Genomic DNA, 23,378 nt, shown 5'->3' on the forward strand with positions numbered 1-23,378 from the left:
AGCACCTATGTGCGAACATCACCATGCCGCGAAGCATATTTTGTGCTCGCAGTGTGACATGCTGGTGGCGTTACCTCGCCTTGAGCATGGTCAGAAAGCGGCATGTCCACGATGTGGCACTACGTTAACCGTTGAGTGGGACGCGCCCCGGCAGCGTCCCACTGCCTATGTTTTAGCCGCACTATTTATGCTGCTGCTGTCAAACCTCTTTCCCTTTGTGAATATGAACGTCGCAGGGGTGAGTAGTGAAGTGACGTTGCTGCAAATTCCCAGCGTGCTCTTTTCTGAAGATTACGCCAGTCTCGGCACCTTCTTTATCTTATTCGTTCAGCTGGTTCCGGCCTTTTGCCTGCTGACGATCCTGCTACTGGTAAACCGGGTTCAGATGCCCGAGCGGCTTAAAGCATGGCTGGCGCGCATTTTGTTTCAGTTAAAAAGCTGGGGAATGGCAGAAATCTTCCTCGCCGGCGTGCTGGTGAGCTTTGTTAAGCTGATGGCCTACGGCGATATCGGCGTGGGCAGCAGCTTTATTCCGTGGTGCTTCTTTTGCGTTTTACAGTTGCGTGCATTTCAGTGCGTTGACCGTCGCTGGCTATGGGATGATATTGCGCCAATGCCTGTCATAAAGCAGGCCTTAAAACCTGGCGTGCCTGGTATTCGACAGGGACTGCGTTCCTGCTCTTGCTGCACTGCAATACTTCCCGCTGATGAACGGGTGTGCCCACGCTGTCAGACGAAAGGTTATGTGCGGCGTAAAAACAGTCTGCAATGGACGTTGGCATTACTGTTTACGTCAATCATGCTTTATCTTCCTGCCAATATTCTGCCGATTATGATTACCGATTTGCTCGGGTCAAAGCTGCCGTCAACCATACTTGAGGGGGTGGTTTTAATCTGGAGCGAAGGCTCGTATCCGGTGGCTGCGGTTATCTTTATCGCCAGTATTATGGTGCCGACGTTGAAAATGATCGCCATTGCCTGGCTATGCTGGGACGCCAAAGGGCACGGCAAACGCGACAGTGAACGTATGCACCTGATTTATGAAGTTGTGGAATTTGTCGGTCGCTGGTCAATGATCGACGTCTTTGTGATTGCGGTACTCTCTGCGCTGGTGCGCATGGGAGGGTTAATGAACATTTATCCTGCAATGGGTGCTTTGATGTTTGCTTTAGTCGTCATTATGACAATGTTTTCTGCGATGACATTTGATCCGCGTCTGTCGTGGGATCGTGAACCAGAACCAGGCCATGAGGAGTCCTGACAGCATGGAATCTAAAAGTGGGGAAGCCAAAGTGCAAAAGGTAAAAAACTGGTCGCCCGTGTGGATATTTCCTATCGTCACTGCACTCATTGGCGCGTGGGTTCTGTTTTATCACTACAGTCATCAGGGGCCACAGGTCACGCTTATTACCACCAATGCCGAAGGTATTGAAGGGGGCAAAACGACGATTAAGAGCCGCAGTGTGGACGTCGGCATCGTTGAGAGCGCAACCCTGACGGATGATCTGACCCATGTGGAGATTAAAGCGCGTCTTAACTCCGGAATGGAAAAGCTGCTGCATAAAGATTCTGTCTTTTGGGTGGTGAAGCCGCAGGTTGGACGTGAAGGTATAAGTGGGCTCGGCACGCTATTGTCCGGGGCTTATATTGAACTGCAGCCTGGTAATAAAGGCAGTAAGCTGGAAAATTACCAACTGCTGGATTCACCGCCGCTGGCCCCGCCAGATGCAAAAGGGATCCGTGTGATTCTGGACAGCAAAAAAGCCGGTCAGTTGAGTCCGGGCGATCCGGTGCTTTTTCGCGGCTATCGTGTAGGTTCGGTTGAAACCAGCACATTTGATGCGCAAAAGCGTACGATCAGCTATCAGCTTTTCATTAATGCGCCTAACGATCGTCTGGTGACCAGTAATGTGCGTTTCTGGAAAGACAGCGGGATCGCCGTAGATCTTACCTCAGCAGGTATGCGCGTAGAAATGGGTTCGCTCTCCACGCTGTTTGGCGGTGGTGTAAGTTTTGATGTGCCAGAAGGTTTAGAGCAGGGCGAGCCGGTCGCACAACAGTCAGCGTTTAATCTTTATGACGATCAAAAAAGTATTCAGGATTCACTGTATACCGATCATATCGATTATCTGATGTTCTTTAAAGATTCGATTCGTGGCCTGCAGCCTGGTGCGCCGCTGGAATTCCGTGGCATCCGCTTGGGTACGGTGAGTAAAGTACCTTTCTTCTCACCGAATATGCGCCAGGTGTTCAACAATGATTACCGCATTCCGGTGCTGGTACGCATCGAACCAGAACGTCTGAAGGCGCAGCTGGGCGAAGATACTGATGTTGGTGCTCATCTGGCGGAATTGCTTAAACGCGGATTACGGGCATCGCTCAAAACCGGGAACCTGGTGACCGGCGCGCTTTATGTCGATCTCGACTTCTACCCGAAAGAGCCGCCGATTACTGGTGTGCGCGAATTTAATGGTTATCAAATTATTCCGACCGTGAGCGGTGGTCTGGCGCAGATCCAACAGCGTCTGATGGAAGCGTTGGATAAGATTAATAATCTGCCGCTGAACCCGATGATTGAGCAGGCAACCAATACGCTGTCGGAAAGCCAGCGCACGATGAAGCATCTGCAAACCACGCTGGATAACATGAACAAGATCACGTCCAGCCAGTCGATGCAGGATCTTCCGGCGGATATGCAGAACACGCTGCGTGAACTAAATCGTAGCATGCAGGGCTTCCAGCCTGGTTCTGCGGCCTACAACAAGATGGTGGCAGATATGCAGCGTCTTGATCAGGTGCTACGTGAACTGCAACCGGTACTGAAAACGCTGAACGATAAGAGTAATGCGCTGGTATTTGAAGCGAAGGACAAGAAAGATCCAGAGCCGAAGAGGGCGAAACAATGAAAAAGTGGCTAGTGGTGATGATGGCGGTCTGGTTGACGTCATGCAGCTCCAGCGGAGAGAATAAAAGCTATTACCAGCTCCCTATCGCACAAGGCGGTGTGCAGAGCTCCGCCAATCAGGGAAACCGTCTGCTGTGGGTTGAACAGATTGCGGTACCTGATTATCTGGCCGGTAATGGGGTGGTTTACCAGACCAGCGATGTGCAATATGTTATAGCCAATAATAATCTCTGGGCCAGCCCATTAGATCAGCAATTGCGCAATACGCTGGTTGCTAACCTCAGCATGCAGTTGCCTGGCTGGGTTGTTGCTTCGCAGCCGCTGGGAAGCACTCAGGACACGCTGAACGTCACCGTAACCGGCTTCCACGGTCGTTACGATGGTAAGGTTATCGTGAGTGGAGAATGGTTGCTGAATCATCAGGGACAACTGATCAAACGTCCATTCCACATCGAAGCTGTACAGACTAAAGACGGCTACGATGAGATGGTGAAGGTTCTTGCTAACGCCTGGAGTCAGGAAGCGACGGCTATTGCTCAAGAGCTGAAACGCATCCCATAAGCTTAAATAATTGTAAATTATGCCGCCCCTGGCTCACCGCCCGGGGCGGTTTTTTTTATTTTTTTAGCCGTGGAGATAGCTGTTCTGACTGACTATTTTTGTACAAATGATTTAGAGGCTAGCTCACAAATATGACACTGGCGTGAATTTTGCGCATTGACGAGCCTAATGTTTAGGGGTATTCGTTTAGTGTGATTGCACACTTAGTAATCACTGTTTTCTTTTCCACCAGACCAAAAAATGAGGGAAACGAGGCATGAAGAGACAAAAACGAGATCGCCTGGAACGGGCACATCAACGTGGATATCAGGCCGGCATTGCCGGACGCTCAAAAGAAATGTGTCCCTATCAGACGCTGAATCAGAGGTCATACTGGCTGGGAGGCTGGCGAGAAGCCATGGGGGATAGGGTTTTAATGGCCTGATTCTGTCTCTTTAGATAAAAGAAACCTCCGCAGAGCGGAGGTTTCGCCTTTTTGCACACCAGATAAAACGGAGAAACGTTAATGTCTGGCTGCTACGCAGTCCTGGATTAGAACGCGGAAGTGTCCTGGAACAGACCCACTTTCAGATCGTTTGCGGTGTAGATCAGACGGCCATCAACCAGCACTTCACCATCAGCCAGGCCCATGATCAGGCGACGGTTAACGATACGTTTGAAGTGAATGCGGTAAGTGACTTTCTTCGCAGTCGGCAGAACCTGGCCGGTGAATTTAACTTCACCTACGCCCAGCGCACGGCCTTTACCTTCGCCGCCCAGCCAGCCGAGATAGAATCCAACCAGCTGCCACATGGCGTCGAGACCCAGGCAGCCCGGCATCACCGGATCGCCGATAAAGTGACAACCGAAGAACCACAGGTCTGGGTTGATATCCAGTTCAGCTTCAACATAACCTTTGTCAAAGTTGCCACCGGTTTCGGTCATCTTGATGACACGGTCCATCATCAGCATGCTTGGTGCTGGCAGTTGTGGCCCTTTTGCGCCAAACAGTTCACCGCGACCAGAGGCAAGAAGGTCTTCTTTCGTATAGGATTCGCGTTTATCTACCATGTTCTCTGTAAGCCTTATTTTATTGAAGCACGCAGGATAGCTAACACGTGTACGCTGAACAAGTCCGATCAGTTCGGAATAATCCAGTTCAGCCAACGTAGCGGCCATGGAAAACGGTGACGACCTTCCTGTTGCGTAGCCGTGGCAATACGCTCCTGAATGGTTTGCATCAGCGTTGTCTGGCCTTCGCCATCCCACACCAGATTTAACAACAGTGGCAGCGCATCAGTTACGTCGTCCACCGCCCAGATAGTGAATTTTTCTTCTTCTATGGCCTGCAGCAGCGCGGGATGCAGGCTGAGGTGTCTGACGTTAGCCGAAGGAATGATAACGCCCTGCGTGCCCGTCAGCTCACGCTGCTGGCAGATGGCGAAGAAACCTTCAATTTTCTCATTCAGACCACCGACAGGTTGCGCCCGACCAAACTGATCGACAGAACCGGTAATGGCGATACTTTGATTAACAGGCACGTCGGCGAGGGCGCTGATCAATGCGCACAGTTCTGCCATAGACGCGCTGTCACCGTCCACTTCGCTGTAAGATTGCTCAAAGGTCAGCGAGGCAGAGAAGGGGATTTGCTGCTCAAGCTGGAGTTCCGACATCAGGAACGCCTGCATAATCATCATACCCTTGGCATGAATATTTCCGCCGAGCTCGGCTTTGCGCTCAATGTCCGTAAACTCGCCGTCGCCAATATGCACGACGCAACTGATACGAGAAGGCTCGCCAAATGCGCGTGGGTGGCCTGGAAACTCAATCACCGACAAGGCGTTGATCTGGCCAATACGCTCGCCTTCTGTCTCGATAAGGATCTGCTCTTGCAGAATTTCATCCTGCATGCGTTCAGCCAGGAATCCCTCACGCCATTCGCGCTGAGCCAGCATCAGGCTGAACTGCTCAGCGTTGCAGGTTTCGCTCTTGCATAACGGGGCCACCTCTTTGAACTGTCTGGTGATCCACTGCGGGTTAAGAGGTAATGTATCCTGTTCACCGGTATAGCGAACGGCTTCACGGATCAAAACCTGCCAGGCATCAGGAGCGGGGTAAGGCAAATTATTGCGCATGGCAGTATGCGTGACCCACTGACACCACTGCGTCATGGTTTCGGCATCCACGATCTGCAGATTATCTTCAAACTCGCTGTAAATGGCCTGCTCAGCCAACTCTGGTTCCATATCCTGGAAATCCGCCAGCGATTCACGCTCACCCACCAAAATCACTTTCAGTTTAAGCGGCATAGGCGGAACAGAGACAGGCAGTGGGCGAGACTCATCAAAAGCCACCCAATCAAAACGCTCGTGGCTGACAATGGCTTTCAGACGCATCCACAACAGAGGTTGGGCCAACAGCGTGCGCAATGAGATAACCAGCACCCCCCCATTGGCCTGATGTACCAGACCTGGCTGCAGCGTAATTTCGCCATTGAACTGACGTAGACAGCCAAACAGTTGTTCAGCTTCGGCCCAGTCAGCGCTGACCACCTGCGTCAACGTCGCAAAATTGTCTTCCGCTTTTTCAGCTGTACGATAACGAATAGTGTGACCGGAGATGTCGTAATGACCGCCAGTCAGGCTTCCTGCATCCGTGTGCAAGGGACGTGCAGCCTTTGCAATAAGGTTGAGATACTCAAGCTCCTCCGGTGCTTTAACCAACATGAACGAGGATGTTGTCCAGTGCTGAAGAAGCTGCTCTAGCGCGAATTGTAAACGTGGCTGAGTATCACTAAGTAAGGTGTCGGTGTCGTCAGTGACGTGCGGCTGTGCAAATACTTCCTGATAACTGTCGGTATCAGGAACCAGATCACGCCATGCAAGTTTCGTAATGGTCAAAGTTGATGTTTTTTAGTCTGTTGTAAAAAACGAGATTATACCGTAACCCTCACCACTAAACACCTGGAAAGCGCCGCGAAACGGTTGTGATGACGCGCGGCAGTTCACAGGCTGGATATTCTTTTCTTCAGATGCCGAAAAAGCTGATATTCTGATAAGAGTTACACGGTAACATTGAGATCGCAATGAAATATCAACAACTTGAAAATCTTGAAAGCGGATGGAAATGGAAGTACCTGGTGAAGAAGCATCGCGAGGGGGAGTTGATTACCCGCTATGTGGAAGCCAGCGCTGCCAAAGAAGCCGTTGATTTGTTGCTAACCCTCGAAAATGAACCGGTTCGGGTCAACGCCTGGATTGAAGAATACATGAACCCTGCACTGCTCAATCGTATGAAGCAAACGATCCGGGCGAGGCGTAAGCGGCACTTTAATGCAGAACATCAACATACGCGTAAGAAATCGATCGATCTGGAGTTTATGGTCTGGCAGCGTCTGGCAGGTCTTGCGCAGCGGCGCGGAAAAACGCTTTCTGAAACTATAGTGCAGCTGATTGAAGACGCAGAGCATAAAGAGAAGTACGCGAACAAAATGTCGACATTGAAACAGGATTTACAGGCGTTGCTGGGAAAAGACTAGCGGTTGGCTGGTGTAACAAGAGGCTTGTTTTGAGTGGAAACAGATGAAAAAAAACCCCGCATAGCGGGGTTTTTTATAAGACGATAACTTAAGCCTGAGGCTGAGTTACAACGTCTTTGATGCCTTTAACTTCGATCTCAACACGACGATCCGGAGCCAGGCAGTCGATCAGTGCAGCGCGAGCTTTCACGTTGTCACAGGTGTTGCCAGTAACTGGGTTGGATTCACCCATGCCACGTGCAGAGATTTTGTCAGAAGGAATACCTTTAGAGATCAGGTAATCAACAACGGACTGAGCACGTTTCTCGGACAGACCCTGGTTGTAAGCGTCAGAACCGATGCGGTCAGTGAAGCCCAGAACCACTACGGAACCGTCTTTCGGATCCAGGTTGCTCAGCTGGCTGTACATCTGGTCCAGAGCCTGCTGGCCTTCTGGTTTCAGAGTTGCTTTGTTGAAGTTGAACAGAACGTCAGACTTCAGAGTGAAGTGCTTAGTCTGTACTTCTGGAGCCGGAGCCGGAGCAACAACTACTGGAGCTGCTTCTTCCTGCTGGCCGAAACGGTAAGAAACACCAACGCTCAACAGGCCGTTATCCGGACGACCACCAACGGTGTTCGCGTCACCGATGTTGTTGGTCCACTGGTATTCCAGACGGGTAGCGATTTCAGGAGTAATTGCATACTCTACGCCACCAGCGAATACTGGGGATACACCAGTGTCGTGGTCTTTGAAGCCTTGGTTGTTTTTAGCGTCTGCACGCCAAACCATACCACCCAGACGGGTATAAACGTCCAGATCGTCAGTGATTGGGTAACCCAGTTTAGCGGTCAGCTGAACGCCCTGAGCTTTGAATGCGCCATTTTCAGTGTTGCCTTTGTACGGCATACGACCTAACCAGTCGTAACCCATTTCAAAACCAACGTACGGGTTAACCTGATAACCACCGAACGCACCAGCACCCAGTTGGCTTTCGTGGGTCGGTCCGTTGTTGTCGATCTGGTTGTTGCCAATGTCATGGTACTGAGACCAGCCCAGTTTAGCACCAGTATACCAGGTGTTATCTTTCGGAGCGGCCTGCGCCACGGTAGCGAAACCAGCCAGTGCCACTGCAATTGCGATAGCTGTCTTTTTCATTTTTTGCGCCTCGTTATCATCCAAAATTCGCCATGAATATCTCCGAAGAGAGATAACACGGTTAAATCCTTCACCCGGGGACCAGTTCAATAGTTGCTCTACCGATATCTGCGGCTTACGCCGAGCACCCCTGGCGATGTAAAGTCTACAACGTAGTTGAAAACTTACAAGTGTGAAGTCCGTCAGGCATATGAAAAAAAAAGGCTTGTATACATAATATTTAACATTTATTGATGACTAAATGCACTGAGGATTTCCTGAAAACCGCTTGAGACAGGCGTTCGGACGAAAAACGCGTTAAAGCTCAAAGGCAAATTGAAGCATGAAAAAAAATTCCAGGATAAATCCTAATTTTACTCAATGATACAAATTCGAGTGAATTTTTAGCCCGGAATGCTGTCTCCCCGCAAGTGACTGTGCGCAAACAGGACGCATGATAAAACCCATCGCATTTCCTTCATCAGCCGCTTTGACCAGTTCGGCATGTTCATCTTCCGTTAATTCTTCCGCCAGCCAGCCAATGACAACACTGTAATTACCCGTGCGTAGCGCACGAATCATCGATTCTAGCGTATTGCAGGGGGAGAGTTGGCTAATCTGCATTACTTTTGTCAATGGAAGTCCGGCTGACTGCACCCACTCCCGGCTTAATTTTTGCTGAGGCGTCAGCCACAGCTGCCAGCGTGATTGCTGCCCTAACTGTTGCAGCAGAGGAAGCAGCAGTAGTTGCGTCATCATGGGCTGGTCCTCGCGATAGACCACTTCACTGATAAGCCCAGCGGTTGCGTTCTCTGATGAAACGCGCGCAATGCTGCTTGATGCGGAAGAGAACGACGAAGAACGATTTGCATAGCCTGAAGTGTACATAATCAATCCAGCCCTGTGAGTTACTGTATGGATATACAGTAACCCTGCTATCAACAAAGATCAACCTTATTTTCGGAAACAGGTTCGCAATTTTTAGTTGTCGTCACGGGAAAAATAAAATTCATCTTGCTCCATACGCATAAGTTGCCTATTTTCGTCATTAACGGATCCGCTACTGAAAATCATTTGCTTACGTTATGATTTAAAAAGGATTTTTATGAAAGAGCTTTCTTATGCAAGGATCTATAAATCGCAGGAATATCTGGCTTCTCTGGGGACAATTCACTATCGCTCACTGTTTGGTGGCTACAGTCTGACGGTTGGCGATACGGTCTTTGCCATGGTCGCCAATGGTGAGTTGTATCTTCGCGCCTGTGAACAGAGCGCCCAGTATTGTGTACAAAATTCTCCTGTCTGGCTGACATTTATTAAGCGGGGACGTCCTCTTGTACTTAATTATTACCAGGTGAACGATGCCCTGTGGCAAAACCAGCAGCAACTGGTGTCGTTATCGCGATATTCGTTGGATGCAGCGGTTAAGGAAAAACAGAGTCGCTTTACCCAGCATCGTCTGCGGGAATTGCCGAATATGACGTTTCATCTGGAGACTCTGCTGAATGAAGTTGGAATTAAAGATGAGGGGACCATGCGGTCGTTGGGAGCACAAATGTGCTGGCTGAAACTTCGGCAAAATAACCCGGCTCTGACGGTAAAAGTACTCTATGCCCTTGAAGGCGCGGTAGGGGGGATACATGAAGCCGCGCTCCCGGCGACGCGTCGCCAGGAGCTGGTGGAGTGGGTAAGTTCTCTTACGCCGGAACCGGGGTATTAGAAGGTAGTACGGCAATTTGCTGCTGTAATCGCCGGATTTCCGGGAGCAGAGCGATCAATAACCCAACTTGCTGAACGACCAGAGGCTCTTTACTGTCCGGGCGTGGTTCCAGGTGCTGAATTCGCTGCTTCAGCCCTTCTAACGCCTGGTATACGCGTTGCTCGTCAGCGGGTTGATGGTGAAGGGCATCATCAACATAGCAAACCGCGTCATCCAGCAATGCCAGAACGTCTGGATTGGTCAACTGTTCGCGATGTGCGCCAAGCGCAGAAATATAGCTGGTAAACGTATGGTTGAGACACAGTAAACGGAACGCCGTTTCGCGGGTTTGGGCCGTCACATCCGGCTCGCTCGACATGTTTGACACCACGGAGGCGAGTTCAGCATCACGGTTATGCGCGTCACGGCGAGCGATACGGTAGGCCAGACGATTATCACGACCCTGATGATATTGTTCGAGAATTGCATCAAGGTAGCGGCAGTTAGCGTCAGTCGCCCGCTCAATTACCCGTGGTAGATTACGAAAACGCCAGTCTGGCCAGATGAAACTGACAGCCGCCCAGGCGATAGCACAGCCAATTAGCGTATCGATGACACGCGGCAGCGCAACCTCAAAGCCTTCGCCGAGCAGGTTAAAGCACAGTAATACCAGCAGCGTGATAAACATGGTGGCATGCGCATACTGGACGTTGCGAAAGGCAAAAAACAGTACACCAGTGATCACTAAAAGTATTAGCTGCCCTTCTAAAGAGGGCACAAACCACAGGATCGGTAAACCGATGGCAATCCCAACCAACGTGCCGATAATCCTGAGCGCCAGGCGATGTCGGGTGGCATTGTAGTTTGGTTGACAGACAAACAGGCTGGTCAGCAAGATCCAGTATCCGTGATTCATGCCGGTTACCTGGATAATGGTATAACCAACACAGAGCACTAACGACATGCGGACGGCATGGCGGAACAGTGCGGACTCTGGGGTGAAATTACGGCTCAGGCGTAACCAGATATCGCTGAATCCATGGGGACTGTCATCAGCAAGCTGATTTTCAGACTCATTGCGCGAGAGTACCTGAGCCTGTTCAGACTCAATTGTGGCCAGTTGCGCATCGATAGCCCGCAGGTTCGATAGTAAGAATCCCAGCGTATTGAGCAGATCTGCAGGCTCACCACTGGCGCGCATGCGCTCAAGTGCGGCATCTATATGGGTGAAGACGCGCTCAAAGTGCGGATCGTGCTGGTAAGGCGTGCGCAATAAAATACAACGAGACAATTGTGAACCGGCTTGTCCTTGCATCGACATCAACCGCTGGAAGCGGAACATCACATCGCTGTGACGGAAATGATCGCGTAGCGTTTGATATTGAATATGTGAGGAGCTTGCGCGTTCATGAATATCCTGCGCCACAAAATAGTAATGTAGCGTGCGACGTGTTCCCCGTTGTCCACGGTCACCGCGCAGGCGAGTCAGCAGCGACACTTTGGTCTGGTTTAGCGTTGCCATCAGTTGCCCATTAGCGAGGGCTAAATCATACAACGGCGCCTGGCTTTCATCTTCGATGTCGGGATCAAAAAGACGCGACTTCAGTTCCAGGTAGTGCGCTAATTGTTCGTAGCTGCGGGCCAGATTGTCCTGTAAGGGGCGGATGGGGAACAGAAGATGCCCGGTGAGCGTCAGCAGGTTATACCAGATAGCGCCCGCGAGCAGCAGGATTGGTTGTTGATACCACTGATCGTAAAGCGAGGTGCCCAGCATCGTGTAAATGGCGATGAGCAACGCGCCAAAAGCGATGGTTGCATAGCGCTGGCCTAATCCCCCCAGCAGAATAAAACCGCTGGTGGAAAGCGTTAACCCAATAGCAAACAGCCAGGGCCATGGGAAGAGCAGTTCAACGGAGGCTGAGGCAATAAAAAAGCACACCAGCGTGATGATTAAATTGCGCAGTCGGCCCGCGAGACGATCATCGAGATCGGTAAGTGCGGCAGCGACCATACCTAGCGTGAGAGGGATGGTCAGCTTGACGTCACCCAGCCACCAGGGCAGCGCCGTTGTACCGCATAGCGCGATAAAAATCCGCACGTAGTACAGCCAGGTGCTGTTCCAGGTATAGCGTTTGAGCAGAGGACTTAACATAAAGGCCATTGGTCCTGATTATTCAAAGCGACGACGTGCATTGGCTTCACGCGCTGCACGGGCAACTTCTACTGAAACTACCCGGCGACCCACCGGCCAGAGCGCAATGGCAGCGATTTTAAAGTTCGCAATGCCAACCGGAATACCAATAATCGTTATGCACTGAGCAATACCAGAGACAATGTGCATCAGACACAACCACCAGCCGAAGAAAATTAGCCAGAAAATATTGAGCACGGTGCCGCCGGTATTCAACAGGACGCTTTTACCGGCAGGATTCAGTTCATCGACATGTATCGCTTCGTTGCCATAGGGAAACAGCGAAAGTCGGGTTATCTCCCAGCATGAACGGGTCAAGGGTAAAGTAAAAATAAGCACGATACTGACCAGCGTTGCCAGTAACCAGGCCAGGGTGGTGGCGAACCCCCCAAGCACAAAATTTAAAATATTCAGAACAGTACGCATAAACCCTCGGTTAACTCTGGTTTTCTGTGAATTCGGCAATTGTAACGTTTTTTTGGGCTGGAGCACGTTTTCTCTGGCGGTTACACTGATAAGCAAACCTCTTCGTGTGGATCCGCTTGAGTCTTATGGAACTGAAAGCTACTTCTCTTGGAAAACGTCTGGCACAACACCCTTACGATCGGGCCGTTATTCTCAATGCCGGGATTAAAGTTTCCGGCGATCGTCACGAGTATCTTATTCCCTTCAATCAGTTACTGGCTATTCATTGCAAACGTGGTCTGGTGTGGGGCGAGCTGGAGTTTGTACTCCCGGATGAGAAGGTGGTCCGTCTTCACGGTACAGAGTGGGCGGAAACCCAGCGCTTCCATCATCATTTGAATGCACTCTGGCAACAGTGGAGCCAGGAAATGAGTGACGTTGCTGCGGGGGTTTTACAGCAGCAGTTGGATGCGATAGCGGCCCGTACTAGTGAAAGTAAATGGCTGACGCGCGAACAAACGTCAGGGCTGCAGCAGCAGATTCGCCGTGCCTTTGCCGCGTTACCGCTCCCGGTTAATCGGCTGGAAGAATTTGAAAATTGCCGGGAGGCGTTACGTCAATGCCTGGCATGGTTGAAGGACATTGAAGCCTGCCGCTTACAGCACAATCAGGCGTACACCGAGGCAATGCTGGAAGAGTATGCTGAGTTTTTCCAGCATATTGAATCTTCGCCGTTGAATCCGGCTCAGGCGCGTGCGGTAGTGAACGGTGAGCAATCTTTATTGGTTCTTGCGGGGGCCGGAAGCGGCAAAACATCCGTATTGGTCGCCCGTGCGGGCTGGCTGCTTGCACGAGGAGAAGCCGCGCCAGAACAGATCCTGTTGCTGGCGTTTGGACGCAAAGCAGCCCAGGAGATGGATGACCGCATTCGTGAGCGTCTGCATACGGACGAGGTCACTGCACGGACGTTCCATTCACTGGCGTTGTACATTATTTCGCAAGGTAGCAAAAAAGTTCCAACAGTGAGCAAGCTGGAAAATGATGCCGCCGCTCGCAGTCAACTCTTTATAACGACCTGGCGTCAGCAGTGCAGTGAGAAAAAGGCTCAGGCTAAAGGCTGGCGACAATGGTTAGAAGAAGAAATGCTGTGGTCTGTACCCGAAGGTAACTTCTGGGATGACGAAAAATTACAGCGCCGTCTGGCCTCCCGGTTGGATCGCTGGGTTAGTTTGATGCGGATGCATGGTGGAGCACAGGCGGAGATGATTGCTAATGCTTCGGAGGAGATCCGCGATCTGTTCAGTAAACGCATAAAGCTAATGGCGCCGCTGCTCAAGGCCTGGAAGAGTGCCCTGAAGGATGAGAATGCCGTCGATTTCTCCGGGTTGATCCATCAGGCTATTGTCATTCTGGAGAAGGGGCGGTTTATCAGTCCGTGGAAACATATTCTGGTCGATGAATTTCAGGATATTTCCCCTCAGCGCGCCGCCCTGTTAGCCGCCTTGCGAAAGCAAAACTCGCAGACCACGCTGTTTGCCGTGGGAGATGACTGGCAGGCCATTTACCGGTTCAGCGGAGCACAGCTTTCTCTGACGACCGCATTCCAGCAAAATTTTGGTGAGGGCGATAGCTGTAATCTGGATACGACTTACCGTTTTAATAGCCGGATTGGCGAAGTCGCAAACCAGTTTATCCAGCAAAACCCACATCAGCTCACGAAACCGCTGAACAGTCTGACGACCGGTGATAAAAAAGCTGTCACGTTGCTCGATGAAAGTCAGTTAGATCTGTTGCTGGATAAGCTGTCGGGTTTTGTGAAAGCTGAAGAGAGAATTCTGGTGCTGGCGCGGTACCATCATCTGAAGCCAGCCAGCCTGGACAAAGCGGCCACCCGCTGGCCCAAGCTGCAGTTGGATTTTATGACTATTCATGCCAGCAAAGGGCAGCAGGCGGATTACGTCATTGTTATGGGGCTTCATGACGGGAATGACGGTTTTCCGGCTCCGGCTCGTGAGTCGATTATGGAAGAGGCGTTACTCCCGGCTGTTGAAGATTTTCCTGATGCTGAAGAGCGGCGGTTGCTGTATGTGGCGCTAACGCGTGCACGACATCGGGTATGGCTACTGTTTAGCAAAGACGCGCCATCATGTTTTGTTGATGAGCTTAAGCAATTAGACGTTCCGGTGACCCGGAAACCCTGAAAAGCAGGCGGCAGTTGCCGCCTGCTTAGCGTTTATTTGAGGCGTTCTGCAAGATAACGGGCGTAATCCGGGATCAAGATATCCGTTGCGTCGTTGAAGTTTGGCGACTGGATAATAAAATCAGCCGTTGACACGTTGGTGGCGACCGGAATGTTCCAGACTGTGGCCAGGCGTAGCAGGGCTTTGACATCAGGATCGTGGGGAACGGCGTTGAGCGGATCCCAGAAGAAAATCAGCACATCAATTTTCCCTTCTGAAATTAGCGCACCCACCTGCTGGTCACCCCCCATCGGGCCGCTCAGCATGGCGTTGACGTCCATTCCTGTCGCGCGTTGAATTAAATTTCCTGTTGTTCCTGTAGCATACAGAACGTGTTTTTCCAGTAATGGCTGGTGGCGTTCAACCCAGCTCATCAACATCTTTTTGCAGTGATCGTGTGCGACCAACGCAATATGTTTCTGCGCTGGTAATGTGCGAGTCGTTAATTCCATAGTACAGCTCCCAAGTTAACCTTGTTACAGAGTACTGGAAGCACTTGACGCTGCAAGAGAAAGACAAAAAAAATGCGTATGCGAACATAAATGTCACGATGGGGGCTGTTTCTCAGCCCATTGTAAGAAGTTACTTCGCGTTTGTGCGTCAGCCTGTTGAAACCAATATTTTAAGCGCTGCTCAGTCAGCGTTTGTGACTGAGGCGGCACGCGGTCCAGTTCAGATACCCCGGAAAGCAGCGAACTGTCATCGGCCATCATCGTGGCAAATTGCGGTAAAGACGCATGCTTAGCCGCTTTGTTATAGCGCTCTGTTTCCATTTCATAATCTACGATTTTTGTGGTGGATGTGATTGACAGAATATCCAGCTTAACCGGTATAGGCATGGAATCCCCATCCAGCAGTTCTACGCGTGGGGCATCGTCAAAATGCGTTGCATCTCGCTCGTTGCTCAGACGTGGCAGGTGAAAATTAACCTGACTGACGAGTTGGGTATCAAAGCTGATGACCAGCGGGGGCGAAATATACAGACGTTCTTCGTGGCTGGACAGGCGAATGGTTTTTTCTACGCGAAACACGAGCTGGTGCCGACCATTTTCCAGCTCAATACTGTCGGCACCACGCAGTAATGAGCTGGAGACTTTTTTTCCGTCCAGCACCAGAAGGTCAATATCATTAGACAGACGTAGAGAGGTAGCAAAAACGGTTACCGGCAAACACAGGGCAATTAAGGCTGTCACAATGCCGGCTTTCATAGGTTTCTCCTGTCCAGAAAAAATCTGTATAAGATGTATCTAAATTTTTCGATAATCATGTTTACTAACATATAGACATATTTTTGAGTTTAGCTCTCATGCGCCAGTATGGGATGAATGGTCGCAAAGTCCGGTTTGTCGTACACTTTGCTAAACAGCCTGGAGGAAAACGATGAAAGAGACCGATATTGCTGGCATTTTGACAACGACCCGCACGATTGCACTGGTGGGAGCAAGCGATAAACCCGATCGCCCAAGCTATCGGGTTATGAAATATTTACTCGATCAGGGCTATCACGTTATTCCTGTTTCACCGAAAGTTGCCGGAAAAACACTGCTGGGGCAGCAGGGCTATGCGACGCTGGCAGATGTACCAGAGAAAGTGGATATGGTAGATGTCTTCCGTAATTCCGAAGCGGCGTGGGGTGTTGCTCAGGAGGCAATTGCCATCGGCGCGAAGACCCTATGGATGCAGCTCGGCGTGATTAACGAGCAAGCAGCCGTACTGGCTCGTGATGCAGGGTTGACGGTGGTGATGGATCGTTGCCCGGCGATTGAGATCCCGCGGCTGGGACTGGCGAAGTAAGGTGGATCTGTAGCCGAACAAAACGCACAGACCCGATTAGCTAATCGGGTCTGTGTTTGCATCAATTGCGCAGGCGCGGGGCCTGAAGCTGTTTTCGAATTGTTCGCGCCAGTTCATCCATCGACGGTTGCTCCGGATGTTCTTCCTGTAGCTCGCTACTCAGTTGTGCTTCGGCCAGATACGTATGTACTGGCAGACCATTATCGTCTTCCATCACCACGTGATACCAGGGAGCGGCGCGAAGTTCGTCGTTAACCGCCAACTCATCGGCTGACGGTTGATCAAGCGAATATTCCGGGTCGATATCCACGACCACTCCGAGGTAACCTAACAGGGAATGGCGGACCTGCTGGCCGATACCGAATTTGCTGGCAATCATAGTCACCTCCCGGGAAATAGATACCCTCTATGTAAGGGTAATATTCCACTTTTCAAGTTACATGATGCGACAGGCAAACCCTTTCAGATACAGCCCTTCCGGGTAGGTAGCGATCACCGGGTGATCGGCGGCCTGACGGAACTGCTCTATAAATTGTACATCACGACCAGCATCTATTGCGGCATCAGCGATGATTTTCTGAAATAAATCGGTGGTCATAAGCCCAGAGCAGGAGAAAGTCAGCAGTACGCCGCCCGGATTGAGCAACTGAATAGCCAGCATATTGATGTCCTTATAGCCGCGGCAGGCGCCCATCAACTGGCTTTTGTTTTCGACAAATTTCGGCGGATCCATCACGATGACGTCGAATTTCTCACCACGATCGCGATAAGCTCGCAGAAGTTTGAACACATCATCACGCACGAACTCAGCTTTGCTCAGATCCAGCTTGTTCAGTTCCACGTTCTGGCGGGCAATATCGAGCGCTTCCTGAGAGGTGTCAACGCTGACGACCTGACGGCATCCACCCATTAATGCTGAAACCGCAAATCCACCGGTATAAGAGAAACAGTTCAGCACACGCTGATTTTCCACATAACGACGCGTGGCCAGGCGGCTATCGCGTTGATCGAGGTAGTAGCCGGTTTTGTGACCATGCTGAATATCAACCAGCAGCTTCATGCCGTGCTCTTCAATTGGCAGCAGTGCTGGCGGAAGCTCGCCCGTTACTGGCCCTTGAGTCAGCTCCATACCTTCTTTTTTACGCACCGCTACGTCGCTACGGTCATAAATGGCGCAGCCCGGGAAAACAATTTGCAAAGCGCTAATCAGCGCTGCGCGTTGGTATTCAGCCCCCGCACTGAGCAACTGCAACACCAGGAAGTTGCCGAAGCGGTCAATGGTGACACCCGGCAGACCATCGGATTCGCCGGCGATCAGACGGTAGCTGTCCAGACCGTCTTTTTTCGCCAGCCAGTCACGCCATGTCTGCGCCTGCTGCAGACGACGGGTGAAGAAATCAATATCGATGGACTCAGACTTGTCAAATGTCCAGACGCGTGCACGGATCTGCGACGCGGGTGAGTACGCGCCGCGTGCTAACCATTTACCCTGATGGTCAACAATATCGATGGTTTCACCGAGGTTGGCTTTACCTTCCATACGTGCGACAGCACCGGAAAATACCCACGGATGGCGGCGCAGTAATGATTTTTCGCGCCCTTTGGCTAACACTAAACGTACACTCATAATTTACTATTCTGTCAATTCAAAGAAATGGGCGCCATTGTCCTGAGTTTTACGCATATTTGCAACGCGCGCTGTGATGATAAGGAGAACCGCAATGTCGAAAGTCTGCATAATCGCCTGGGTCTATGGCCGGGTTCAGGGGGTAGGATTTCGCTACACCACCCAGCATGAAGCACAACGGCTGGGATTGACCGGATACGCGAAGAATATGGATGACGGCAGCGTAGAGGTTGTCGCCTGCGGTGAAGGTGACCGGGTGGAACAACTGATGAGGTGGTTGAAAGCCGGGGGGCCGCGAAGCGCCAGGGTAGACAGAGTTCTCAGCGAACCCCATCGTCCTGGCGACGAACTAAAGGGATTTAGTATCCGTTATTAAATACATTTCACCGGTTTCGGCAGGCCGGCAATTTTAGTCGCCTGCTTGGCCGGACCTTTTGGGAACAGGCGGTAGAGATAACGGCTGTTGCCTTTCTCTTCGCCAAACTTGTTGGCCATCGCTTTTACCAGCATGCGGATAGCGGGGGAGGTATTAAATTCCAGATAAAAATCGCGGACAAAACGCACCACTTCCCAGTGTTCTGCGGAGAGCGTAATGCCTTCGTTTTCGGCGATTTTCTCCGCCAGCGGCTCGCTCCACAGCGTGGTATCTTTCAGATAGCCTTCGCTATCGGTACTGATTTCTTTACCTTCAAAGATCAACATAATTCGTCACTACGTTAGTCAAACTGGCGGCAGTTTACCAAAAAAGAAAGCCCCGCATAAGCGGGGCTGGATAGTGCGAGTTGACAACTTAGTCGCGGCTGGCGAAGCCCAGAATGCTCAGCAGGCTGACGAAGATGTTGTACAGCGAAACATACAGGCTGACCGTTGCACGGATGTAGTTGGTTTCACCGCCACGGATGATATTGCTGGTTTCAAACAGGATAGCGCCTGAAGAAATCAGAATAAACACCGCGCTGATGGCCAGATGCAGAGCTGGCAGTTGCAGGAAGATATTCGCAACCATACCAATCAGCACCACCACGATACCTGCCATCAGCATACCGCCGAGGAAGGACATGTCTTTACGGGTGGTCAGCACATAGGCAGAACAGCTGAAGAAGACCAGAGCAGTGCCGCCCAGCGCCATACCGATAACATCACCCATGCCTGCAGACAGGTAGGTGTTCAGAATCGGTCCCAGAATGTAGCCCAGGAAGCCGGTGAATGCGAAAGCAGACAGAATTCCGACCGGCTTATCCGCAGTTTTATATGTCAGGAACATCAGACCATACATACCCACCAGCGTCAGGATTAGACCCGGGGATGGCAGCATCAGCACGGTGCTTGCCGTTGCGGTGATGGCAGAAAACGCCAGCGTCAGGCTGAGCAAAAAATAGGTATTGCGCAGCACTTTATGCGTGCTGAGTAGCGATGTACGGTCGCGCGAAGAACTAATAATACGATCCATGAGTCACTCTCTTATGACAGATGTAATTAATGATGGAGGATAATGAAATCAAGGGGAATGACACAGCGGTTTTACCCATCTTTACGCATTTTAACCCGCCAGACTTAAGCATATTATTTCAGCAAAAGTGTCTAAACTAGATGTTACCACTTATTGTTTGAAAATGTCAGATCGACATCTTATAGGTTACTGAAAAATATTGCGTTATTCCTGAATCTCTCTGACAGTGACAGCGGTGTCTACATAAAACAGAACAATAAGGTGCAGGGAATGACTCAACACAAATCGAAGGTATTTACGTTTACGCTGTTGGCCGCCTGTATGATATCAATAAACGGCGCGGCATGGGCAGCTCATGTTCCCGCAGGAACAGCATTGGCTGAAAAGCAGGAACTGGTGAGAAATAACGGCAGTGAGCCGGCATCGCTGGATCCGCATAAAGTCGAAAGCAACGTTGAGTTTAATTTAATCAGCGATATGTTCGACGGTCTGGTTGCTGTTAATCAGGATGGGTCTATCGAGCCCCGCCTTGCGGCATCCTGGGAGAATAAAGACAATACTATCTGGACCTTTCATTTACGTCCGGGCATTACCTGGTCTGATGGCTCTGCGATTACCGCACCGGATGTTGTCTGGAGTTGGCAGCGTCTGGTCTCGCCGCAAACGGCTTCACCTTATGCTTCGTATCTGGGCAATATGCATGTTGCGAACGCGGTTGATATTGCCCAAGGGAATAAAGATCCCGCTACACTAGGGGTAAAAGCCCTGGATGATACCACGCTGCAAATTACCCTGACGCAACCGACGGCGGCGTTTCTGGCGATGCTGGCGCATCCATCGCTGGTGCCGCTGGATAAAGTTCTGATTGGGCGTTTTGGCGACAAGTGGACCCGACCAGAACATTTTGTCAGCAGTGGGCCGTACAAACTATCGCAATGGGTGGTCAATGAGCGCATCGTTGCCGAGCGTAACCCACATTACTGGGACGATCGGCATACGGTTATTAATAAAGTTACTTATTTGCCCATCAGCTCAGAGTCGGCTGACGTAAATCGCTATAAGGCCGGTGAAATCGACATTGTTTATAGCGTACCGGTCAATCAGTTCGCCCAACTGAAAAAAACGATGGGCGATGAACTGCATGTCTCTCCCCAGCTTTCAACGTATTACTATCAGTTCAATACAACCCGCGCGCCGTTTAATGATCCGCGCGTGCGCCGGGCGCTGAATATGGCGTTGGATAAAGACATCATTGCGCAAAAGGTGATGGGGCAGGGGCAGCGAGCAGCGTGGGTTATCAGCCAGCCGGAAATAGGTGGGGTGAAACTGCATGCACCGGAGTATGCGTCATGGCCGCTCGAAAAACGTATTGCTGAAGCCAAAAAACTGCTTGCTGAAGCCGGTTTTGGTCCTGAGCATCCGCTTAGCTTGAATTTGCTCTACAACACTTTCGAAACGCACCAGCGTATTGCGATTGCCGCATCGTCGATGTGGAAGAAAAACCTTGGCGTCGAGGCGAAGCTGCAAAACCAGGAATGGAAAACCATGCTGGACACTATGCACACCGGTAATTTTGACGTCGTGCGCTATGCGTGGATAGCCGATTATGATGATGCTTCAAGTTTCCTCAATATTTTCCGTACCGGTGATAGCGAGAATACTACCAAGTACAGCAACCCCGCCTTTGATGAAGCGATGCGTAATGCGGCGAAAGCAAATTCACTGGAAGAACGAGGCAAATACTATCAGCAGGCTGAAGATCTTTTAGGTGATGATGTCCCTGCGATTCCGGTTTACCACTATGTCCGCACGCATCTGGTGAAGCCGTGGGTGGGGGGATTTGCGCCGGATAACCGGGGAAATTACTACACCAAAGATATGTACATCAAAAAACATTAAGCGTTGTAGCCGGTATTTGTGCTGATTAAATGGTCAATCTGTTGTTATTTCAGTCGATTAACAACATTTTGGCTGTTTTTCAGGCAAACGAACACATTGGTGCTTTACAGGTCCGTTCGGGATGTTTATAGTGCGCCTCATTGGAAGCGTGGCCGAGCGGTTGAAGGCACCGGTCTTGAAAACCGGCGACCCGAAAGGGTTCTAGAGTTCGAATCTCTACGCTTCCGCCAAATTTAACAAGGGGTTAGCTAAATGCTGACCCCTTTGTTTTTTGAGCAAAAGAATTAAGAAAGAATATTAGAAAAGAATATCGTCTTCCCCCAATTGCATAAAAAATCACTTCTTACCGATTACCGGGCGATCAAGCGTCGGGCTAATTTGTACCTTCCTGTCATAAATAAGCACCTGGCTTTCAGTCTTGTGTCCGCTAAATATCTGCTTATCCCTGCTGCTCCCTTCAAAATCTGAGATAGCTTTTGCCTTAATGTCGTGGAATGTGTAATCCAGTTGCCGGTTAAGTTCACTCTGTGCGGCCCGCACGGCCTTTAGCCAGCGATTATTGAATGTCTTGCGGATGAACTGGCCGCGATCGCTGTTATAGAGAACCAATGCGTCAGGTGAAAGCTTCGGACATGCTACCTGTGCCGTTTCCAGCGCTTCCTGCAGGCGAGGTGTCCAGACCTTTATCTGTTTTTTCCCGGTTTTGCCCTGCTGGATAAAAATCCCTTTATCAGATATCTGCATCCAACGTAGTTCGAGTACGTCAGCTTGTCGCGCGGCGCATAAGTAAGATATTTCCATTGCGGCTCTGACGACGTGATCTGCATGTTTATAAATTGCCAGGTAATCTTCGTCAGTGATGTATTGCTCACGAGCCTTGAGAGAAAATTTGCTGACGCCGGCACAGGGGTTTCCCTTCACATATCCACGCTCATATCCCCAGCGGTAAACGCGAGACATGCTGCTCATCTCCTGGTTGGCCTGATTCTTACTTTGCAGACCACGACGATCCATAAACTGCCGCACGTCTTCAGGTTTGATTATGTCAGCTTTAACCTTGCCGAATACAGCGAGTAGTTTTTTCTGATGTTGCAGATAGTCACGTTGGGTTCGTATTGCCAGCTCTGTGTAGTAGGCGCTTTTGAGAAACATTCCCCAGAGCTTTTCGAACGTCATTACATCTGAGTAATTCCGTCGTTCTTCCTCATACCGTTTCCATAATGCTGACATAGTGAGAGTGATTGGACCCAGTGTCACGGTCTCCCGTGACGTGGGTTTGTAGTAGTAACGCGTTTTTGTTTTGGATACGCGCGGCGGCAGTTTGTTATCTCCAGGATCCTTTCTTCTGCGCCCCATTTAAATAGCTCCGAAATCGGGTTTTTCTTCTGTGCTGGTCTGTACGGTGATCTGCCCGTTCAATACAGCGTTAATGTGCGTCCAGGTAACCATTGGGCGACCTTCCCGGTCCGGTATGTACGAGACGCCGCCGCGGTCGAGAATTTCCCTTTGTTTTGATGCTTTCTGATAACCGGTAAACTCAATCAGTTCTGCGTCTGTTAGCAGGTCGTTTTCTCTGGCCATGTTGGTCTTTCCTCATCATCCGGTACACGGCATCATCAGCATCACTGCATGCGCGTTCGATGTCTGACTGGGTCAGAGTCTTCTTTCGTACGCTTGCCGATAACCGGCCAATCTTTATATCGAAATCTGTGAGCAGAGTAGCTCCGGGTTGCCATCGCAGCATTGCAGCCTCCTGTGTTGGGTGAGTCCACAATGCTAGCGATAGTGTGGTTTTATTTCTGATTACGCTTAATCAGGTTTTCGGGTAGGAATGCTCCTTTCTCACGAGTTACTTTAACGCTTTTCGGCAGGTGCATTCCCAACTCGCAACGGCTACGAGCTTCAATAATGCCGTTACTGCCATCTGAAAATACTACGTGAACCGCATCGCCACGTTTGAGGGATAGTTTCAGCAT

25 protein-coding genes and 1 tRNA gene are annotated in these 23,378 nt (G+C 50.6%); 11 read left to right on the forward strand and 15 right to left on the reverse strand.

The window, feature by feature from the left end:
* Positions 1 to 7 precede the first annotated feature (7 nt).
* From pqiA to rmf, 4 genes are all read left to right on the forward strand, one after another.
* Positions 8 to 1,261 (forward strand): membrane integrity-associated transporter subunit PqiA, encoded by a 1,254-nt coding sequence (pqiA, locus tag OGV57_RS02935; protein WP_003035862.1) that lies wholly within the window; start codon positions 8 to 10, stop codon positions 1,259 to 1,261.
* A gap of 4 nt (positions 1,262 to 1,265) precedes the next feature.
* Positions 1,266 to 2,906: an intermembrane transport protein PqiB gene (gene pqiB, locus OGV57_RS02940; RefSeq protein WP_003836843.1), complete on the forward strand. Its 1,641-nt coding sequence runs from the start codon at positions 1,266 to 1,268 to the stop codon at positions 2,904 to 2,906.
* Entirely contained in the window at positions 2,903 to 3,466 is a 564-nt protein-coding gene (pqiC, locus tag OGV57_RS02945; protein ID WP_003035868.1) for a membrane integrity-associated transporter subunit PqiC, read from the forward strand. The genes pqiB and pqiC overlap by 4 nt, the downstream gene beginning before the upstream one ends.
* A 256-nt stretch (positions 3,467 to 3,722) precedes the next feature.
* On the forward strand, positions 3,723 to 3,890 hold the full coding sequence (gene rmf / locus OGV57_RS02950) for a ribosome modulation factor (protein ID WP_003035871.1): 168 nt from the start codon (positions 3,723 to 3,725) through the stop codon (positions 3,888 to 3,890).
* Positions 3,891 to 3,997: 107 nt separating this feature from the next.
* Here rmf and fabA read toward each other — a convergent pair whose 3' ends face one another.
* Both fabA and OGV57_RS02960 read right to left on the reverse strand, forming a co-directional pair.
* Positions 3,998 to 4,516: a bifunctional 3-hydroxydecanoyl-ACP dehydratase/trans-2-decenoyl-ACP isomerase gene (gene fabA / locus OGV57_RS02955; RefSeq protein WP_003035875.1), complete on the reverse strand. Its 519-nt coding sequence runs from the start codon at positions 4,514 to 4,516 to the stop codon at positions 3,998 to 4,000.
* Positions 4,517 to 4,584: 68 nt separating this feature from the next.
* Entirely contained in the window at positions 4,585 to 6,345 is a 1,761-nt protein-coding gene (locus OGV57_RS02960; protein ID WP_054528242.1) for an AAA family ATPase, read from the reverse strand.
* Between the two features lie 185 nt (positions 6,346 to 6,530).
* Here OGV57_RS02960 and matP point away from each other — a divergent pair, with 185 nt between their 5' ends.
* A complete protein-coding gene (gene matP, locus OGV57_RS02965) occupies positions 6,531 to 6,983 on the forward strand; it encodes a macrodomain Ter protein MatP (protein WP_003035881.1) in 453 nt (150 codons plus the stop codon).
* A gap of 88 nt (positions 6,984 to 7,071) precedes the next feature.
* Here the strand turns inward: matP and ompA are convergent, their stop codons facing one another.
* The gene (gene ompA, locus OGV57_RS02970; protein ID WP_003035883.1) at positions 7,072 to 8,118 is read right to left on the reverse strand and encodes a porin OmpA; all 1,047 of its coding nucleotides are present in this window, start codon (positions 8,116 to 8,118) and stop codon (positions 7,072 to 7,074) included.
* A 357-nt stretch (positions 8,119 to 8,475) separates the two neighbouring features.
* A complete protein-coding gene (gene sulA, locus OGV57_RS02975; RefSeq protein WP_032936288.1) occupies positions 8,476 to 8,985 on the reverse strand; it encodes an SOS-induced cell division inhibitor SulA in 510 nt (169 codons plus the stop codon).
* A 217-nt stretch (positions 8,986 to 9,202) separates the two neighbouring features.
* Here sulA and OGV57_RS02980 point away from each other — a divergent pair, with 217 nt between their 5' ends.
* Positions 9,203 to 9,817, forward strand: a complete 615-nt coding sequence (locus OGV57_RS02980; protein WP_003035889.1) for a TfoX/Sxy family DNA transformation protein — start codon at positions 9,203 to 9,205, stop codon at positions 9,815 to 9,817.
* Here the strand turns inward: OGV57_RS02980 and yccS are convergent.
* Both yccS and OGV57_RS02990 read right to left on the reverse strand, forming a co-directional pair.
* A complete protein-coding gene (yccS, locus tag OGV57_RS02985) occupies positions 9,795 to 11,948 on the reverse strand; it encodes a YccS family putative transporter (RefSeq protein ID WP_286530734.1) in 2,154 nt (717 codons plus the stop codon). The genes OGV57_RS02980 and yccS overlap by 23 nt on opposite strands.
* A gap of 18 nt (positions 11,949 to 11,966) precedes the next feature.
* Entirely contained in the window at positions 11,967 to 12,413 is a 447-nt protein-coding gene (locus OGV57_RS02990) for a YccF domain-containing protein (protein ID WP_003035892.1), read from the reverse strand.
* A 125-nt stretch (positions 12,414 to 12,538) separates the two neighbouring features.
* Between OGV57_RS02990 and helD the strand changes: the two genes are divergently transcribed.
* The gene (helD, locus tag OGV57_RS02995; RefSeq protein ID WP_054528243.1) at positions 12,539 to 14,593 is read left to right on the forward strand and encodes a DNA helicase IV; all 2,055 of its coding nucleotides are present in this window, start codon (positions 12,539 to 12,541) and stop codon (positions 14,591 to 14,593) included.
* Between the two features lie 32 nt (positions 14,594 to 14,625).
* Here the strand turns inward: helD and mgsA are convergent, their stop codons facing one another.
* Together mgsA and OGV57_RS03005 are read right to left on the reverse strand one after the other, a co-directional pair.
* Positions 14,626 to 15,084 carry a methylglyoxal synthase gene (gene mgsA / locus OGV57_RS03000; protein ID WP_003035897.1) on the reverse strand — a complete coding sequence of 153 codons (459 nt, stop codon included), beginning with the start codon at positions 15,082 to 15,084 and terminating at the stop codon, positions 14,626 to 14,628.
* Between the two features lie 93 nt (positions 15,085 to 15,177).
* Positions 15,178 to 15,840: a DUF2057 family protein gene (locus OGV57_RS03005; RefSeq protein ID WP_054528244.1), complete on the reverse strand. Its 663-nt coding sequence runs from the start codon at positions 15,838 to 15,840 to the stop codon at positions 15,178 to 15,180.
* Positions 15,841 to 16,012: 172 nt separating this feature from the next.
* Between OGV57_RS03005 and OGV57_RS03010 the strand changes: the two genes are divergently transcribed.
* Positions 16,013 to 16,426 (forward strand): CoA-binding protein, encoded by a 414-nt coding sequence (locus OGV57_RS03010; protein WP_003035903.1) that lies wholly within the window; start codon positions 16,013 to 16,015, stop codon positions 16,424 to 16,426.
* A 61-nt stretch (positions 16,427 to 16,487) separates the two neighbouring features.
* On the opposite strand, the gene hspQ is transcribed toward OGV57_RS03010, so the two are convergent.
* Together hspQ and rlmI are read right to left on the reverse strand one after the other, a co-directional pair.
* Positions 16,488 to 16,805 (reverse strand): heat shock protein HspQ, encoded by a 318-nt coding sequence (hspQ, locus tag OGV57_RS03015; protein WP_003035905.1) that lies wholly within the window; start codon positions 16,803 to 16,805, stop codon positions 16,488 to 16,490.
* Positions 16,806 to 16,862: 57 nt separating this feature from the next.
* Positions 16,863 to 18,053 (reverse strand): 23S rRNA (cytosine(1962)-C(5))-methyltransferase RlmI, encoded by a 1,191-nt coding sequence (gene rlmI / locus OGV57_RS03020; RefSeq protein WP_054528245.1) that lies wholly within the window; start codon positions 18,051 to 18,053, stop codon positions 16,863 to 16,865.
* 94 nt (positions 18,054 to 18,147) lie between these two features.
* On the opposite strand from rlmI, the gene yccX reads away from it, so the two are divergent.
* Entirely contained in the window at positions 18,148 to 18,429 is a 282-nt protein-coding gene (gene yccX, locus OGV57_RS03025; protein WP_054528246.1) for an acylphosphatase, read from the forward strand.
* Here yccX and tusE read toward each other — a convergent pair.
* On the reverse strand, positions 18,426 to 18,755 hold the full coding sequence (tusE, locus tag OGV57_RS03030) for a sulfurtransferase TusE (RefSeq protein WP_003035914.1): 330 nt from the start codon (positions 18,753 to 18,755) through the stop codon (positions 18,426 to 18,428). The two genes, yccX and tusE, sit on opposite strands and share 4 nt — an antisense overlap.
* Before the next feature lie 88 nt (positions 18,756 to 18,843).
* On the reverse strand, positions 18,844 to 19,503 hold the full coding sequence (yccA, locus tag OGV57_RS03035) for an FtsH protease modulator YccA (protein WP_003035917.1): 660 nt from the start codon (positions 19,501 to 19,503) through the stop codon (positions 18,844 to 18,846).
* Positions 19,504 to 19,773: 270 nt separating this feature from the next.
* Here yccA and OGV57_RS03040 point away from each other — a divergent pair, with 270 nt between their 5' ends.
* Positions 19,774 to 21,402, forward strand: coding sequence for an ABC transporter substrate-binding protein (locus tag OGV57_RS03040; protein WP_054528247.1), 1,629 nt, complete (start codon positions 19,774 to 19,776; stop codon positions 21,400 to 21,402).
* Positions 21,403 to 21,544: 142 nt separating this feature from the next.
* Positions 21,545 to 21,632: transfer RNA gene (locus tag OGV57_RS03045), tRNA-Ser, on the forward strand.
* A gap of 106 nt (positions 21,633 to 21,738) precedes the next feature.
* On the opposite strand, the gene OGV57_RS03050 is transcribed toward OGV57_RS03045, so the two are convergent.
* From OGV57_RS03050 to OGV57_RS03065, 3 genes are all read right to left on the reverse strand, one after another.
* Positions 21,739 to 22,758, reverse strand: a complete 1,020-nt coding sequence (locus tag OGV57_RS03050) for a tyrosine-type recombinase/integrase (RefSeq protein ID WP_200014970.1) — start codon at positions 22,756 to 22,758, stop codon at positions 21,739 to 21,741.
* Positions 22,759 to 22,983 carry a DUF4224 domain-containing protein gene (locus tag OGV57_RS03055; RefSeq protein WP_016152504.1) on the reverse strand — a complete coding sequence of 75 codons (225 nt, stop codon included), beginning with the start codon at positions 22,981 to 22,983 and terminating at the stop codon, positions 22,759 to 22,761.
* A gap of 212 nt (positions 22,984 to 23,195) precedes the next feature.
* A complete protein-coding gene (locus tag OGV57_RS03065) occupies positions 23,196 to 23,378 on the reverse strand; it encodes a hypothetical protein (protein ID WP_016152506.1) in 183 nt (60 codons plus the stop codon).

Source organism: Citrobacter sp. Cf087 (assembly GCF_030334285.1).
GTDB classification, from domain to species: domain Bacteria; phylum Pseudomonadota; class Gammaproteobacteria; order Enterobacterales; family Enterobacteriaceae; genus Citrobacter; species Citrobacter freundii.

Excerpts from the sequence above, each read along its gene's own strand:
- OGV57_RS02980 (WP_003035889.1), top strand. The coding sequence starts at position 9,203 with ATGAAAGAGCTTTCTTATGCAAGGATCTATAAATCGCAGGAATATCTG.
- OGV57_RS02990 (WP_003035892.1), bottom strand. The coding sequence starts at position 12,413 with ATGCGTACTGTTCTGAATATTTTAAATTTTGTGCTTGGGGGGTTCGCC.
- OGV57_RS03050 (WP_200014970.1), bottom strand. The coding sequence starts at position 22,758 with ATGGGGCGCAGAAGAAAGGATCCTGGAGATAACAAACTGCCGCCGCGC.
- OGV57_RS03065 (WP_016152506.1), bottom strand. The coding sequence starts at position 23,378 with ATGCTGAAACTATCCCTCAAACGTGGCGATGCGGTTCACGTAGTATTT.
- OGV57_RS03040 (WP_054528247.1), top strand. The coding sequence starts at position 19,774 with ATGACTCAACACAAATCGAAGGTATTTACGTTTACGCTGTTGGCCGCC.
- yccS (WP_286530734.1), bottom strand. The coding sequence starts at position 11,948 with ATGTTAAGTCCTCTGCTCAAACGCTATACCTGGAACAGCACCTGGCTG.
- OGV57_RS03055 (WP_016152504.1), bottom strand. The coding sequence starts at position 22,983 with ATGGCCAGAGAAAACGACCTGCTAACAGACGCAGAACTGATTGAGTTT.
- sulA (WP_032936288.1), bottom strand. The coding sequence starts at position 8,985 with ATGTACACTTCAGGCTATGCAAATCGTTCTTCGTCGTTCTCTTCCGCA.
- tusE (WP_003035914.1), bottom strand. The coding sequence starts at position 18,755 with ATGTTGATCTTTGAAGGTAAAGAAATCAGTACCGATAGCGAAGGCTAT.
- matP (WP_003035881.1), top strand. The coding sequence starts at position 6,531 with ATGAAATATCAACAACTTGAAAATCTTGAAAGCGGATGGAAATGGAAG.
- helD (WP_054528243.1), top strand. The coding sequence starts at position 12,539 with ATGGAACTGAAAGCTACTTCTCTTGGAAAACGTCTGGCACAACACCCT.
- yccA (WP_003035917.1), bottom strand. The coding sequence starts at position 19,503 with ATGGATCGTATTATTAGTTCTTCGCGCGACCGTACATCGCTACTCAGC.
- yccX (WP_054528246.1), top strand. The coding sequence starts at position 18,148 with ATGTCGAAAGTCTGCATAATCGCCTGGGTCTATGGCCGGGTTCAGGGG.
- mgsA (WP_003035897.1), bottom strand. The coding sequence starts at position 15,084 with ATGGAATTAACGACTCGCACATTACCAGCGCAGAAACATATTGCGTTG.
- pqiA (WP_003035862.1), top strand. The coding sequence starts at position 8 with ATGTGCGAACATCACCATGCCGCGAAGCATATTTTGTGCTCGCAGTGT.
- OGV57_RS03010 (WP_003035903.1), top strand. The coding sequence starts at position 16,013 with ATGAAAGAGACCGATATTGCTGGCATTTTGACAACGACCCGCACGATT.
- fabA (WP_003035875.1), bottom strand. The coding sequence starts at position 4,516 with ATGGTAGATAAACGCGAATCCTATACGAAAGAAGACCTTCTTGCCTCT.
- rmf (WP_003035871.1), top strand. The coding sequence starts at position 3,723 with ATGAAGAGACAAAAACGAGATCGCCTGGAACGGGCACATCAACGTGGA.
- pqiC (WP_003035868.1), top strand. The coding sequence starts at position 2,903 with ATGAAAAAGTGGCTAGTGGTGATGATGGCGGTCTGGTTGACGTCATGC.
- ompA (WP_003035883.1), bottom strand. The coding sequence starts at position 8,118 with ATGAAAAAGACAGCTATCGCAATTGCAGTGGCACTGGCTGGTTTCGCT.
- hspQ (WP_003035905.1), bottom strand. The coding sequence starts at position 16,805 with ATGATTGCCAGCAAATTCGGTATCGGCCAGCAGGTCCGCCATTCCCTG.
- pqiB (WP_003836843.1), top strand. The coding sequence starts at position 1,266 with ATGGAATCTAAAAGTGGGGAAGCCAAAGTGCAAAAGGTAAAAAACTGG.
- rlmI (WP_054528245.1), bottom strand. The coding sequence starts at position 18,053 with ATGAGTGTACGTTTAGTGTTAGCCAAAGGGCGCGAAAAATCATTACTG.
- OGV57_RS03005 (WP_054528244.1), bottom strand. The coding sequence starts at position 15,840 with ATGAAAGCCGGCATTGTGACAGCCTTAATTGCCCTGTGTTTGCCGGTA.